Genomic DNA, 12,908 nt, shown 5'->3' with positions numbered 1-12,908 from the left:
ATACGAAACAGGCACTTACCTGCCAGACCAGCTGTATTGCATACCCAGGAAAGAAGCAGAGGTCGACGGGGCTTGGCAGTACTTCGACCCCGGTGATGTCAGGGCCGGAGACGCAGTGGAACTCAGCCTGCGCAACAAGTACGGGAACATCGACGACCCCGTACAGGCCGAGATGCCCGTCCTGGCCCGCATCTACCTGCCCGACGGCACTTCACGCCTGGCACGAACAACCGTGCACTCCGACACCGTGGCCACCGTGGTCTGGCCCGGAGACTTTTCGGGAACCGCCGCTTACTACCCACCAGGCACATACACCGTCGTCTGGTCCGTCGGCGACGGCTCACAGCGCTTCATCATCTGCACAGGGTTCACCGCACAATGACCACCTGCTCCCCAGCGGCCGCCTCCTGGCGCAGCCGGATGTCGTGATGGAAGTCGGCCCGCGACAGCGCCGGACGGTGGCGGCACCCCTCCCGCCCCCACCGCATCCGCGCGGGCGTCGACGTCCAGGAAGTACCGCTGTTCCGCCTACAGCGCAGCCGTACGCCGGGCTGACCGGCTTCCCGCGTCGTGTGCCCTGCTGTAGCCGTCGCCCACCGCTTGGCGAGCAGCTGCTGGAAGGCGAGCGCGGTGGCGTCGTCGGCGGCCGCGACGTCGACGACTACCAGGCCCGGCTCGCTCACGTGCGTCTCGTTGATCGGGTCCGTGTACGGCACCACGCCCAGCTGGCAGAGAGGGTGAACTGCCCGAGTTCCGTGAGGAGGGAGACACCGTCGTCGCTCTCCGCCGGCCTCCGGCCGGTGATGTCGAGCAGCAATCCGTCCAGCGGTCCACCCACCAGCTCGGCGTAGCGCCGTCCCGGCTTCGGGCCCGGGTGGTCGTGGTCGGCTCCGTAGAGTGCTCCTGGCGGCCCGCGCCGAATCGGACAAGGGGTCCGTGGTCGGCCCGACCACGATCGGACAAGGGATCACGGTCGGGCCGACCAGATCCGGCAAGGGGGCCCGCTTCAACCCGTGCAGCACCAGTTGTGACGAGGATCGATAGGCGGCCCGGCCTCCGCGCCTTGCCGCTGGTTGGCGCGTTTCGAGGATTCGTGGTTGGCCTGATCGAAGGTCGGCAGTTGGCCCCACGCGGGCGCGGAATCAGCCCGTCCGGCCATGAAGACGCGGATCGGTCAGCGGACCGGTTGGCTCCTGAGCGCTTGAGTTGGCCTTGCTGAGCGTCAGCGGTGGTCCGCCGGGTTGTGAGCGTGCTGCTGCCCCCTTGGGCGAGCCTCTCGACGGCCTCGGACCGGTCGGTGACGACCATCAGGCGCCGCGGGCACGCAGCTGGTGGCGTGGCCGATGCCGCGGGCGGCTCCTGTCACGACGGCCACCCGCCCGGTGAGGTCCCACGCCGCGGGGGCGGCGAGACGTGCAGGGATGCGGTCCTAGTGTCCTCCTGTGGGTTCAGCGCTGGCGGGTGGGCCGTACGACGATCTCGTTGACGTCGACGTCGGACGGCTGCGCGAGGGCGTAGGAGACCGCGCCGGCGATGGCGTCGGGCCCGATGGCGTGGGCGCGGTAGGCGCGCATGGCCTCAGCGGCACCGCGCTCGGTGATGGTGTCGGCGAGCTCGGAGGTGACGACGCCGGGCGAGATGGTGGTGACGCGGATGAAGGGGGCGGACTCCTGGCGCAGGCCCTCGGTGATCGCCCGGGCCGCGTACTTGGTGCCGCAGTAGACGGCGCCGGTGGGCACGACCTCGTGGGCGCCGACGCTGGCGACGGTGACGAAGTGCCCAGAGCCCTGCGCGGCGAACACGGGCAGCGCCGCGGCGATACCGTGCAGCAGGCCGCGGACATTCACGTCGATCATCCGGTCCCACTCGTCGACGAGCAGCGAGTCCAGCCGCGACAGGGGCATGACTCCGGCGTTGTTGACGAGGACGTCGACGCGGCCGTGGCGGTCGCGTGCGGCCTGGATGAAGGCCGCGGCGTCCTGGCGGTCCGTCACGTCAAGATGTACTGGCTGCAGGCTGCCGCCGGAGTGGGCGGCTGTCTCACCCGTGCGCTCCGCCAGCGCCCGCAGGCGGTCGGTGCGGCGTGCACCGGCCACCACATGATGTCCCTCTGCCACGAGTCGTAGGGCGATGGCCTCGCCGATGCCGCTGCTGGCGCCGGTGACGAGGACGACCTTGCGGCCGTCCGGCACGGCGCGTTCCGGTTGCTGTGTGGTCATGGCCTCGAGACTGGCCCGGCCGGAGCGCCCGCGGGAGAGCCGGCATCCTCCTGGGAGCAGCGCACCCAGGCAGGGCGGCCGGGCCCGGACCTAGCATGGTGGCATGGCACGCTCTGCACTCGGCGCCTATCTCACCGCCCAACGCGCCCGCGTCACCCCGGCCGAGGTGAACCTTCCCGCCACGGGGCACCGTCGGGTGCCGGGGCTGCGGCGCGAGGAGGTGGCCCTGCTCGCCGGGGTCAGCGCCGACTACTACGTATGCCTTGAGCAGGGGCGGGAGCGTACGCCCTCCGCGCATGTGCTCGACGCCCTGGCCGCAGCGCTGCGGCTGGACGAGGACGGCCGCCTGCACCTGTTCCGGCTCGCCGGACTCGGCCCGCGCGCGAAGGCCGCCGCCGTGCCAGAGCGGGTCGAGCCGAGCCTGCTGGCGCTCATGGACGCCTGGCCGCACAACCCGGCCATCGTCTACAACCGCGCGTACGACGTCCTCGCGTCCAACGCGATCGCCGACGCGCTCTTCCACGGCTGGACGCACTCGCACAACCTCATGCACGTCGTGTTCACCGACCCGGCCGCCCGCGCCTTCTACCGGGACTGGCACGAAGTCGCGCGCAACTCCGTGGCCGGCTTCCGGCTCGGGCACGGTGCAGCTCCGGGCGATCCGCGGGTGCGGCAAGTGCTCACCGAACTGTTGGACAGCAGCCGGGAATTCGCCGAGTTGTGGGCCCGCCACGACGCACGGGGCAAGTCGCTGGAGCGCAAGCGCTTCGAACACCGCGACGTCGGGCCACTGACGCTGACCATGCAGACCTTCGATGTTCGTTCGGCCCCGGGCCAGGAGCTCGTCGTTTACCACGCGGAGCCGGCCTCGCCCAGCAGCGAGGCGCTCGCGCTCCTCGGCTCGCTGGCCGCGACCTCCCGCCGGGAGTCCTGAGACTAGGCCGCGCGCCGACTCAAGCGCTCGACAGTCGGCGGATCGCGAGCGACCTCGGGGCCGTCTGTCTGTGACAGTGAGCGGAAGTTGGTCAGGACACCGTTGATGACCGCAGGTCCCGAACTGTCGTTGCGCCGTAGGTGGCCAGTGTGTTGCGGGACAGTTGGCCAGTTCCTGGGCCGCTGTCATGATGCAGCGTCGCTTCGAGGTGGGTCTGGGAAGTCCAGCGTTGAGCCCAAATGGCCGGCTCGCGGCAGAAGAGGAAGACGATCAGTACGGGGAGGACGAGGAGTGCGCCGAAGGGAAGGGTTTGGCCGTAGTCCGGGGGCAGTTGGGCGGAGAAGACGCTCATCTCCAGGGACAGGGGGCGTGCGTACCGAGGGGTCGGAGACCATTGGGGCCGGCCAGAGGAAGGAGCCCCACTGGGTGAGGACGGTGAGGATCGCGACGGAGGCGAAGGCCGGCTTCGACATGGGGACGATGATGGCGACGAAGGTGCGCCAGGGGCCTGCGCCGTCGAGGCGGGCGGCTTCCTCGATGCTGGTTGGGATCGAGCGGAAGAACGCGTGGAACTGGTAGACGGAGAAGGCGTTGGCGATGAAGGGGAGCGCCTTGATAAAGAGGGTGTTGCGCTGGTCGTTGACCAGGACTGGAAGGTCTTCAGAGCCGAGACCGCGGCCGGGGTGTCGAGGGCGCCTTCGGCCTTGCCGTCCTTGAGCAGGGAGCCGCCGACCGACCAGACGATCGGGGCGAAGCCGTAGGTGCCCCACTCGGTGGCCAGGCCGCGGGTGCCGGGACGCGGTGCGGGTCGGCGGCCGCGGTGCCCTCGGCGCGGACGTGAGGGCCACCGACCCGTACGGGCGGCGCTGGGTGATCCAGTGCAAGCACCGCCGCAACGGGGACCGCGGCTCGGCGGTGGGCACCCCCGATCTGCAGGTCCTCAACGGGACCGGGAGGCCGGTGCACGAGGCCGACGTGGTGGTCATGGTGACCAACGGCCGTACCAGCGCGCCAGGGCAGACGTTCGCCGAGCAGCAGCGGCTGCACCTGGTGGACCGGCGCCTGCTCGGGGAGTGGGCGGCGGCCTCGCGATCGTTGTGGGAGCTGCTGCGGGGGCGGTCCCGCCCCCGCAGCAAGCCGACTGCTCTGTCCTGACCCGGGCCTGTCGTCCATTGGCGACAGGCGGCAGGAGCCCCGGGAGAGAGGCCAGTCTCGTGGTTGAGCGGAACCCGGCAATCTTGCCGGGTTCCGCTCAACACGACGAGGTTGGCCCCTTGTCGTCAGCGTGTCATGTCGGTGGTGCCCGACACCGGAAGGGCGGCGGCTTGGAGAAGGCCCAGGTTCTTCGGCGCCCTGGCGATTCGCTGCTCGGGCACGACGACGTAGTCGGCGAAGGCTCCGAAGGTGTGGACCAGGGTTCAAGGTCGAGGTCATGATCCACGGCGCGCTGCTGGACATCACCGTCGAGGTTGTCCGCCGCGACCCGGAGGACCAGGCAGGGGCTTCGTCTCGATGAGGAGCCGGTGCCTCGGCATAAGGCTCAGTGGGCGGGAGACGTCTGGGCTTGCCTCTACGGCAATCAGAGGGTGCGGTTGCTGGAGCGGGCGAACTGGGCGGGTGTTTGGCCGTACTGCTTCTTGAAGGCGCGGATGAAGTGACTGCTGTCCGCGAACTGCCAGCGGGCGGCGAGTTCCGAAATACTCGGTCGGCCATGGGGTACGGCCAGTGCGGCCCGGGCCTGCTGGAGCCGGCTGCGGCGGATGTACCCCGCCACCGACTCCTCACTCGCGGCGAACGCCCGGTGCAGTGTCTGTACGGAAATGTTGAGTTCGCGGGCCAGCATCGCCGGCGTCCCACGGCGCTTGGTGCCGGACAACCTGAAGACCGGGGTCGACAAGCCCGACCTCTACGACCCTCAGATCAACAAGTCGTGTGCCGAACTCGCCGTTTGCTACGGCACGTTGGTGGATCCGGGCCGCGCTTCGAAGCCGAAAGACAAGCCGCGGGTCGAGCGGCCCATGCCCTATGTCCGTGACTCGTTCTGGAGCGGGCGAACCGTTCACCGCACTGGAACACATGCAAGCCGAGGCCTTGCTCTGGGCCACGAGCGTTGCAGGTCAGCGCCAGTGCCGCCCGCTGGGCGGCGCGAAGCCGCTGTCGGTGTTCGAGGCGGTGGAGGCCGAGACCCTGCTTCCGCTGCCGGCCGAGCCGTTCGTGCTGGCCAGGTGGTCGAAGACGACGGTCGGCCCGGACATCCTTCTGTTGACTGAACTACGAGCAGAGACCTGGCAGTTCAGAGGACGGATGCCGTCTTCGTGCTCTACGTTTCCGGGTCGTGACCGGAGACGAGAAAGAGCATCGGGATCTGGCGGCGCTGGGGTTACCGCCCTCGGATCCCTGCTGGCTACCGGAAGCCGATGGGAGCCGTATCGTCTGATCGATCCGGCCGGCGTTGGCGTCCAGGCGGCGACCGACTACTTTCGTGATCTGCAGGCGGCCGGCCGCACCGAGTCGACGGTCCGCTCCTACGGGATGGACCTCCTGCGCTGGTTCCGCGTCTTGTGGGCGATCGACGCGCCGTGAGACCGGGCCACACGACTGGAGGCGCGGGACTTCTGCCGTTGGCTGTTGATCACCGGAAGACCGGTGCGTCCACACGGGCGGTCTGGCCATCTGTCGGAGCCGTCGCCGAACCCCGGGAGGCCGTACGCGGCCTCGGTGCGGGCGCACAACGAGACGGTGGTGCGCTGCTTCTACACCTTCCATCTGGACATCGCCACGGGGCCGGTTCTGGTCAACCCGTTCCCGCTGGACCGCTCACGCCGCAGTGGCCGGGCGAGCGCTCACCACACTCCGATGGAGCCGCACCGCAGGGAGCGGACCGGCCTCTACCGGCCCCGGGTACCCACGCGGGTCCCGCGCAGCATTCCGGACGAGGAGTTCAACGAGATCTTCGCCCGGCTTCCCTCGCACCGAGACCGGGCGCTGGTCGCGTTCTACGTGTCCACCGTGGCCCGGGGCCTCGGAGTTGTTGTCGACGCTGCAAGGCGGCGTCGAGCCGGGGCGGCAGCTGATATCGGTGGTCCGAAAGGGCACCGGCGCTGTTAAAGAGCTTCCGGCGTCGACCGACGCGTTCGTCTGGTTGCGGCTCTACCAGGTCCAGATGGGCGAGGTGGTTCCCAAGGGCCGTCGGCTGCCGCTGTGGTGGACGCTGCGGCGCCCGGTCCGGCCGCTGACCTATCACGCGGTGCACCGCATGTTCGAGCGCGTGAACCAGCTCGCGGGGACGTCGGCGACGTTGCACGCGCTGCGCCACACAGCGGCGTGCGCCGGCGTCCCGACCCTGCGAGAGATCCGCAGCATCACTGTCGCCGGACAGCCGCTACGGCTGTCCGGCGACGCCTCCACCCGATCGGGCAGCGCAGTACCGAGGAAACGAGTGGTCGATCAGGGGCAGTTGACGGCCGTGTCGCCGGTGTCCCGGTTGCAGGTGTCGAAGCCGAGGCCGCCGTCGAGGCTGTCGTTGGCGATCACGTTGTCCACGGCGTTGAGGGTGTCGCTGCCCTCGCCGCCGATGTGCGTGTCGTTGCCGCTGCCTCCGGTGAGAGTGTCGTTGCCCTGGTCACCCTCGAGTGTGTCGTTTCCGTCGTCGCCGTTGAGAGTGTCGTTGCCGGCATTGCCGTCGATGGTGTCGTTGCCGGCCAGCCCGGAGATCGTGTCGTTGCCGGGGCCGCCGTTGATGGTGTCGTTGCCCGGCGTCGCCCGCAGGCCAGTGGCATCCGGGTCGTCGCCTACGAGCCGGTCCGCCCGGGGACCGCCGTTGAGGCGGTCGTCACCCGCACCGCCGATCACCGTTCCGGCGGCTTCCAGGTTCGGGGAGATGCTGACGCTGTCATCGGAGTCGTTGGCGTTGACTCGTATCGACGTGACGGGCAGCGGACACTCCGCCGTGTGCGTCCCCGTCGACTGACACGGGGCGACGGCGGACACGGTGTCCCCCGCGTCCGTCACCACGACAACGTTGCCCTGACGCCGGATGGTGATGTCGTTCGCCACACCCTGGGCGGCCGTGACGCTGAGGGTGTCGCCCACCTCCTGCACGACCGTGGTGTCGGCCAGGTTTCCGCCGGGGGCCGCACCGGGCGCGGCGGAAGCGGCGGTCAGCGGGGCGCAGGTGAGTGCGCCGATCGCCACCACTGTGGTCCAGATACCTCGTGTTCTCATCGGTGCCCGCCTTTCGGGTCGTCTCGCCGTGTACGGGTACTGGCGTGCTGCTCACTCACGCTGGTCACGGGCATCCGCTTACGTTGTCGCCCAAGTCGGCGCGGCAGTCGTCCACGTCAGCGCCGCCTTCGACGTAGTCGTTGCCGCTGACGTTGTCCACGGTGTCGATGGTGTCCCGGCCATTGCCGCCCTCGGCGTAGTCGTTGCCGGCGCCGGCGACGATCTGCTCGTTGCCGCTGCCGCCGTAGATCACGTCGTTGTCGGCACCGCCGTCCACGATGTCCGAGCCGCCGCGCCCCTCGATGGAGTCGTTGCCGGAGCCGCCGAAGATCCTGTCCGCCTCGGCTCCACCGGTCAGCGTGTCGTTTCCTGCGCCGCCGGAAAGGAAGTCGGATCCCTCGTCGCCTTCGAGGGTGTCGTTGGCGGATCCGCCGTAGAGGTTGTCGTTGCCGGCACCGCCGATGAGGGTGACGCCGAGGGCCACCAGCGAAGAGGTGACGGTGTCGTCATGGTCGCCGGCGTTGACCACGAGTTCGGTCGTGTCGGCGGCCCTGCAGGCGACTTCGGTCGTGCTGATGGCGGTGCAGTCGCCGGACGGTGCGACCGTGTCTCCGGTGTCTCTGATTCTGATGTTGCTGCCCGACTGCCAGACGCTGATCGTGTTGCCCCGGCCGACTCCGGCGGTGACCGTGATCGTGGTGCCGGTCTTGTTCACCAGCGTCGTGGCGAAAAGATGTGGCGTCGGTGCGTCGGCCGCGCGGGCCACGCCAGGGAGGCACAGAGTGAAACCGCACACCGTGGCCAGAAGTGCCCCGGTGCGATGGTGCGTTCTCTTCATGACCTGCTCCTGAAATAGGGCGTTGAATGTCGATCTCGCAACTGTGCGCAGTGCTTCCCGGCCGAAATTGCCGGTGTTCGCTCGAAGGAGCGCTACCTTTTGCGGTCTGCCGACCGCGGCCGGGACCTGATAACCGGCTCCGGCGGAGTACCGGGGGAAAGGGTGTGGCTGCAAGCACCGAACCTTCGGTGCGGCCCACCCCGGCCCGACACCCGAATGTCCTTGCTCATTCAACAGTCCTCAGTCCGCGCAGACTCCTCCCATACCGCCATGACCGACGCCTGCTCGACCGGTGATCGGCGCTGGCGCCTGGGCACCCAGAGCATGTCGGGATGTGAAGCCGTGCTGAAGCCGAATTTGCGCCATTGCCGAACACAAGGGTCTCCGCGCGTGGATCGTCGCCCTGGACGGGAATGGGATCACCTGGGGCATGCCCGCCGTTTGACTTGCATCTGCCCCGGAGGTGTCAATTAACGATTCATTCGTACCGCATTCAATTGATCGCGGTACGGGTGATCCGCGCAGCCGGCGAGCTGGACCTGCCGACGGTGGCGCTCCGCTCCCGCGACGAGGCGGCCGCGCTGCAACGCGGGCCTATTCGATGACCAGAAGTCGATCACTCGGGAAGGTACGCCCTCTGCGTTCCGCGAGGCACCCCTCCCGAGCCCGATCCACAGGTCTTGAGCATTGCTCCTTTGAATTCACTGTAGGCAGAGCTCCGGCCACTGGTTGCTACGGATCTGGCAGTGGCGGGAGTCTGCGGGAAGAGGCCGGGGCTTGGTGCCGCGGACGGGGCTATGTCACGCAGGGAGGCCGAGCGGCGGGTGCTCGAGCACGCGGGGCTTGTACTCGACCAGCTGGATGCGGCCGTCGAAGGTGCGGTGCTCGATCATCTCGAGGGCAACGTCCGGATAGCCGTCGTAGATGCGTTCTTCGCCCGTGGCCCCGGTGATCACCGGGAACATCACGACCCGGAAGCGGTCGACGAGCCCGGCTCGTAGCAGGGACCGGCACAGGCTGAGGCTGCCGATCGTGCTGAGGAGCCCCGAGCCACTCGACTTCATGGCGCGGACCGCCTCGACGGCGTCGTCGCGGACGAGCGTGGAGTTGGCCCACGTCAGTGGCTCCTGGAGTGAAGAGGAGAACACCACCTTGGACGCTCGCGTGAGCTCGTCGACGGACGCCTCTTCCTCGGGCCTGAACTCGTCTTGGCCACTCGGGACCTCGCCTGCGGCGAAGCCCGACATCAGGCGGTAGGTGTTCGCTCCCATCAAGTAGGTGGCCTCGGGCTGCTCGCCGAGCCATGCGAGGTACTCCGGGCCCTCGAGGCCCCAGAACCCGGGCCATCCCTCTCCCGATGCGTGGCCGTCGAGGGAGGTGATGAAGTCGACGAGAAGCTCCGACATGGCGGTGTCCTTTCCTAGGGTGTCACGAGCTTGGACCGGCCGGGAGCCACAAACTCATCGGCCACGCTGTGGAGTAACGAGAAAACCCATGACGCTGTAGCCGATCAGGTCGGCGGAGCGGCGCTGCTTCGGAGGGCCCGGAGGGCTGGTCCAGCGATGAGCGGGTACGGCCGTGACTACGACGCGAAACGGCTCGACCCCGGCAGCTGCAAGACACTGTTGGCGAATCCGGTCCGCTGAGACGAGGCGCGATAGCTGTCACCTCATCCATGCCAAGATTCGAGGGTGGAGATGACCGACGTCACGCGTGCGATCGCGGGCGCCGGGCTTCACGCAGCGTTGTCCATACCGACGAACAGCTTCGCGATGCGCCACTCGCTTTCGGCGTGCTGCAGCGTGAACGTGTAGAAGCCGGAAGTGATCACCTTCGAGGCCCCGCCTGTGTTCGACGTCAGCATCAGGTAGGCCCACACCACTGCCGTGTCGGCGTCCGCACGGTGGAAGACCATGTTGATCAGGTGCCTTCGCTGCTCGGTTTGGGCTTCCGTTGCCTCTCGCACCAGGTTGAGAATCGCCGCGCGTCCGACGAAGGGGCCCTGCTCGACCTCGCCGGCGACGGCGACCGTCCAGGTGGCGTCCTCGGTCAGGACGCCCGCCAACGTCACCAGATCTCCGTGGTCGAGGGCGAAGGCGTAGCGTGCCAGTGTCTGCTGGACGGCGAGTTGTTCGGAAGGGTCGAGATTCACCTCTCCCGCCGGTGTTTTGTTGAGGTGGCTGCTTCCCCAGCCGAAAGTCGCAGTTGTCGTCATATCGAACCTCGCTCGTGCTTGGTGGTCGGGTGAAGGATCGGGCGCGCACAGCGACAGCGGCGACCTGGCGTGCGCCGGGAGGGCGGGGGGCGTGACATGAGCGGCGCGCCGCCTTGCGACCGACCGCTCCACCGTCAGGACGCCGGACCGCCGGAGACGGTGATGTGCCGGCCGGTGATGTCGCCCTTCCCCCCGGCATCGGCAAGGGCGACCGTCTCGGCGATCTCCTGCGGCGGACCGCGCCGACCGCACGGGTCGGCGCGGATCTCCTGCGGCGAGCATCGCGACCGCCTTGGTCGCCAGAGGCGCCCCAAGCTCTCCGCGTCGGCGTCTCGATGGCAGCCGGTGCCCCACGGACGGGCGCCGGAGGCGTCGGGGAACGGCTCGTTCCTAAACGACCGTGAGAACGATCTTGCCCACCTGGCTGATCATCGCCGCCCACACCCAGATCCGCCTCCTGCGCGAGGCCGCCGCCGACTTGCGGCGGCCGTGGGAGAAGCCCGCCGAGCCCGGCCGGCTCACCCCGGCCCGAGTCCGCCAGGGGTTTCGGAACCTCTGCCCGCACCTGCACTGCCCGGCCCGTGCACCGAAACCCTCACCCCCCGGCCCTGGTAAGCCACTTGGCTCGAAGAACCGGCGGCCCGCCACCCACTACGACGTGGGCAAGACCGTGAAACGACCAGAGAGCATCACCGAACGAAATCGACTCAGACCATAAAGAAAAGGGTGAGAAGCTGTGTCACATCTTCGCTGTGAGTAATGAGAGCCGGTCAACGCTGCTGTGCCGCTGATGGGTGGGAGTTGGTGACGGCGGCCGTGGCAAGCGGCTCCAACTCCCGGCTGACCGCCCTAGCCGCGACGACCACGGTGTCGTTACTCACCGAGATCTCCTCCGCGGCGACCGACGTCAGGTGGGCGAAGGCCGCCCCTGGGCACTCGCGGTCTCGTCCGGGTGGAGGGCATCGAGGATGAGGGTGAGGCCGAAGGTGAACTCGTCGGCGTAGTCATAGCCGGGCTTGAGTACGTGCTCGGTGGCCAGTTCGGTGAGATGGGGGTAGGTGTCGTCGGGCATGTCGTGCAGGATGGCGCCTGCGACCTCGTCCAACTCCGCCGGACCTCGGAACGGCAGGCTCAGCTCCTGGAGCACGAAGCCGTACAGGTAGCTGTCGATCAGCGAGACGGCGTGCGCGGCCATCGGGACGGAGAATCCTCCGGCGCGCAACGCTCCGATGACGGCGTCGTGGTGGCGCAGGGTCGCCGGGCCGGGCCGGGAGCGGGAGTCCATCAGGCCAACGGCCCACGGATGGCGCCGCAGGACGGCACGGGCGGAGGTCGCGCGATGGCGCATCGCGCTCTTCCAGTCGGTATCGCGCGGCGGAAGCTCGATCTCGTTGAACACCGCGTCAACCATGCCGTCGAGAATGTCCTCCCTGCCTGCGACGTGGTGGTAGAGCGACATCGCCTCGACGCCCAGCGGTTCGGCGATGGCCCGCATGGTGAGCGCGCCCGCCCCCTTCTCGTCCGCCACCGTCACCGCCGTGCGGATCACGCGCTCCCGACTGAGCGGGGCACGCGCCGAGCCCCCGCGCCGGCCCTTGCCTGCCTCGCGCATCCGCCCCTCCCTTTCGCTTCCCTTGACTGCCTTACAGCATAAGGCTAGCTTGCCTTACAACATAAGGTCAGCATTCCGACGAAGGAGCTGCACCATGGGCACGGATGGATTGAAGAAGATCTGCATCGTCGGGGCTTCGGGAAAGCTCGGGCAGTATATGGTCCGGCACGCGCTGGCACGCGGCTACGAGGTGGTCGGCGTCTGCCGGGAGCGCAGCGTGCCGAAGCTGGCCGCATTCGAAGGCCGGATGACCGTCGTTCCCGGACCCACGAACGACCCGGGGGTGATCCGGCGGGCGGTCGACGGCTGCGACGGGGTGCTGACGGTGCTGGTCCCCTGGGGCGTGCAGCAGTACGCCTCGGGCACGGCACAGGCGGTACTCGACCACGCACAGCCGGGCGCGCGCCTGGTCTTCTCCTGCGGCTGGCACATCACGCGCGACGGCAAGGACACGTACTCGCGGACCTTCACCATCGGCGTCCGGATCGCCGCCGCGCTGGGCAAGCTCGTCCGCGCCGTCGAGATCGACGACCAGGTGGAGGCGTGCCGCCGGGTGTTCGCCAGCGACACCCGGTGGACCGTGGTCCGCGGCAGCTCCCTGGAGGAGGGCGAAAGCCAGGGGCTGCCTGTGTGGAGCCGGCACGTGGGCGACCCGGTACTGGCCAGCAACCTGACGCGCCGTGTGGACTTCGCGCTGTTCATGGTGGAAGCGCTCACCAACGAAGAGCTCGTCCGGGAGGCCCCGGCGATCGTCGGCTGCCGGACCCCCAGTGCTCTCGCCCACACCGGTGGTGCCCGCGACCAGGCCTAGCCACTCCGGACAAGTTGTGCTCTGGAAGGCCGAGTCGGCGTGTTGGATGCCTGGC

At 68.7% G+C, this 12,908-nt stretch carries 13 protein-coding genes and 4 pseudogenes; 7 read left to right on the top strand and 10 right to left on the bottom strand.

Annotated elements, in window-relative coordinates:
- Positions 1-115: 115 nt before the first annotated feature.
- Positions 116-382, top strand: coding sequence for a hypothetical protein (locus ACZ49J_RS26035; RefSeq protein ID WP_467451606.1), 267 nt, complete (start codon positions 116-118; stop codon positions 380-382).
- On the opposite strand, the gene ACZ49J_RS26030 is transcribed toward ACZ49J_RS26035, so the two are convergent.
- The 3 genes and pseudogenes from ACZ49J_RS26030 to ACZ49J_RS26020 form a co-directional block, all read right to left on the bottom strand.
- On the bottom strand, positions 369-683 hold the full coding sequence (locus ACZ49J_RS26030) for a DUF6207 family protein (RefSeq protein ID WP_468350377.1): 315 nt from the start codon (positions 681-683) through the stop codon (positions 369-371). The genes ACZ49J_RS26035 and ACZ49J_RS26030 overlap by 14 nt on opposite strands.
- Before the next feature lie 56 nt (positions 684-739).
- Positions 740-922: pseudogene (locus tag ACZ49J_RS26025) on the bottom strand (hypothetical protein); the annotation flags it as partial.
- Between the two features lie 526 nt (positions 923-1,448).
- On the bottom strand, positions 1,449-2,219 hold the full coding sequence (locus tag ACZ49J_RS26020) for an SDR family oxidoreductase (RefSeq protein WP_467451608.1): 771 nt from the start codon (positions 2,217-2,219) through the stop codon (positions 1,449-1,451).
- Positions 2,220-2,322: 103 nt separating this feature from the next.
- On the opposite strand from ACZ49J_RS26020, the gene ACZ49J_RS26015 reads away from it, so the two are divergent.
- Entirely contained in the window at positions 2,323-3,153 is an 831-nt protein-coding gene (locus tag ACZ49J_RS26015; RefSeq protein ID WP_467451609.1) for an MmyB family transcriptional regulator, read from the top strand.
- Positions 3,154-3,338: 185 nt separating this feature from the next.
- Here the strand turns inward: ACZ49J_RS26015 and ACZ49J_RS26010 are convergent, their stop codons facing one another.
- On the bottom strand, positions 3,339-3,923 hold the full coding sequence (locus ACZ49J_RS26010) for an ABC transporter permease subunit (RefSeq protein ID WP_468350374.1): 585 nt from the start codon (positions 3,921-3,923) through the stop codon (positions 3,339-3,341).
- A 16-nt stretch (positions 3,924-3,939) separates the two neighbouring features.
- On the opposite strand from ACZ49J_RS26010, the pseudogene ACZ49J_RS26005 reads away from it, so the two are divergent.
- A pseudogene (locus tag ACZ49J_RS26005) lies at positions 3,940-4,308 on the top strand (restriction endonuclease); the annotation flags it as partial.
- 424 nt (positions 4,309-4,732) lie between these two features.
- Here the strand turns inward: ACZ49J_RS26005 and ACZ49J_RS26000 are convergent.
- Positions 4,733-4,996 (bottom strand): helix-turn-helix domain-containing protein, encoded by a 264-nt coding sequence (locus ACZ49J_RS26000; protein ID WP_467451611.1) that lies wholly within the window; start codon positions 4,994-4,996, stop codon positions 4,733-4,735.
- A 4-nt stretch (positions 4,997-5,000) separates the two neighbouring features.
- Here ACZ49J_RS26000 and ACZ49J_RS25995 point away from each other — a divergent pair.
- Together ACZ49J_RS25995 and ACZ49J_RS25990 are read left to right on the top strand one after the other, a co-directional pair.
- A pseudogene (locus ACZ49J_RS25995) lies at positions 5,001-5,406 on the top strand (IS21 family transposase); the annotation flags it as partial.
- A gap of 465 nt (positions 5,407-5,871) precedes the next feature.
- The gene (locus tag ACZ49J_RS25990; RefSeq protein ID WP_467451612.1) at positions 5,872-6,261 is read left to right on the top strand and encodes a hypothetical protein; all 390 of its coding nucleotides are present in this window, start codon (positions 5,872-5,874) and stop codon (positions 6,259-6,261) included.
- Positions 6,262-6,600: 339 nt separating this feature from the next.
- On the opposite strand, the gene ACZ49J_RS25985 is transcribed toward ACZ49J_RS25990, so the two are convergent.
- The 4 genes from ACZ49J_RS25985 to ACZ49J_RS25970 all read right to left on the bottom strand — a co-directional run bounded on the left by ACZ49J_RS25985 (position 6,601) and on the right by ACZ49J_RS25970 (position 10,562).
- On the bottom strand, positions 6,601-7,377 hold the full coding sequence (locus tag ACZ49J_RS25985) for a calcium-binding protein (RefSeq protein WP_467451613.1): 777 nt from the start codon (positions 7,375-7,377) through the stop codon (positions 6,601-6,603).
- Between the two features lie 64 nt (positions 7,378-7,441).
- Positions 7,442-8,215, bottom strand: a complete 774-nt coding sequence (locus tag ACZ49J_RS25980; RefSeq protein WP_467451614.1) for a calcium-binding protein — start codon at positions 8,213-8,215, stop codon at positions 7,442-7,444.
- 800 nt (positions 8,216-9,015) lie between these two features.
- Complete coding sequence (locus ACZ49J_RS25975; protein WP_467451615.1) at positions 9,016-9,621, bottom strand: dihydrofolate reductase family protein; 606 nt, start codon at positions 9,619-9,621, stop codon at positions 9,016-9,018.
- 329 nt (positions 9,622-9,950) lie between these two features.
- Positions 9,951-10,562, bottom strand: a complete 612-nt coding sequence (locus ACZ49J_RS25970; RefSeq protein ID WP_467451616.1) for a nuclear transport factor 2 family protein — start codon at positions 10,560-10,562, stop codon at positions 9,951-9,953.
- 286 nt (positions 10,563-10,848) lie between these two features.
- Between ACZ49J_RS25970 and ACZ49J_RS25965 the strand changes: the two are divergent.
- Positions 10,849-11,148, top strand: a pseudogene (locus tag ACZ49J_RS25965) (NF041680 family putative transposase); the annotation flags it as partial.
- Between the two features lie 189 nt (positions 11,149-11,337).
- Here the strand turns inward: ACZ49J_RS25965 and ACZ49J_RS25960 are convergent.
- Complete coding sequence (locus ACZ49J_RS25960; RefSeq protein WP_467451617.1) at positions 11,338-12,042, bottom strand: TetR/AcrR family transcriptional regulator; 705 nt, start codon at positions 12,040-12,042, stop codon at positions 11,338-11,340.
- Between the two features lie 94 nt (positions 12,043-12,136).
- Here ACZ49J_RS25960 and ACZ49J_RS25955 point away from each other — a divergent pair, with 94 nt between their 5' ends.
- Complete coding sequence (locus ACZ49J_RS25955; protein ID WP_467451618.1) at positions 12,137-12,853, top strand: NAD(P)-dependent oxidoreductase; 717 nt, start codon at positions 12,137-12,139, stop codon at positions 12,851-12,853.
- The last annotated feature ends 55 nt before the right edge of the window (positions 12,854-12,908 follow it).

Source organism: Streptomyces sp. NPDC030840, assembly GCF_055572015.1.
This window is presented reverse-complemented; position numbering and strand designations above follow the sequence as displayed.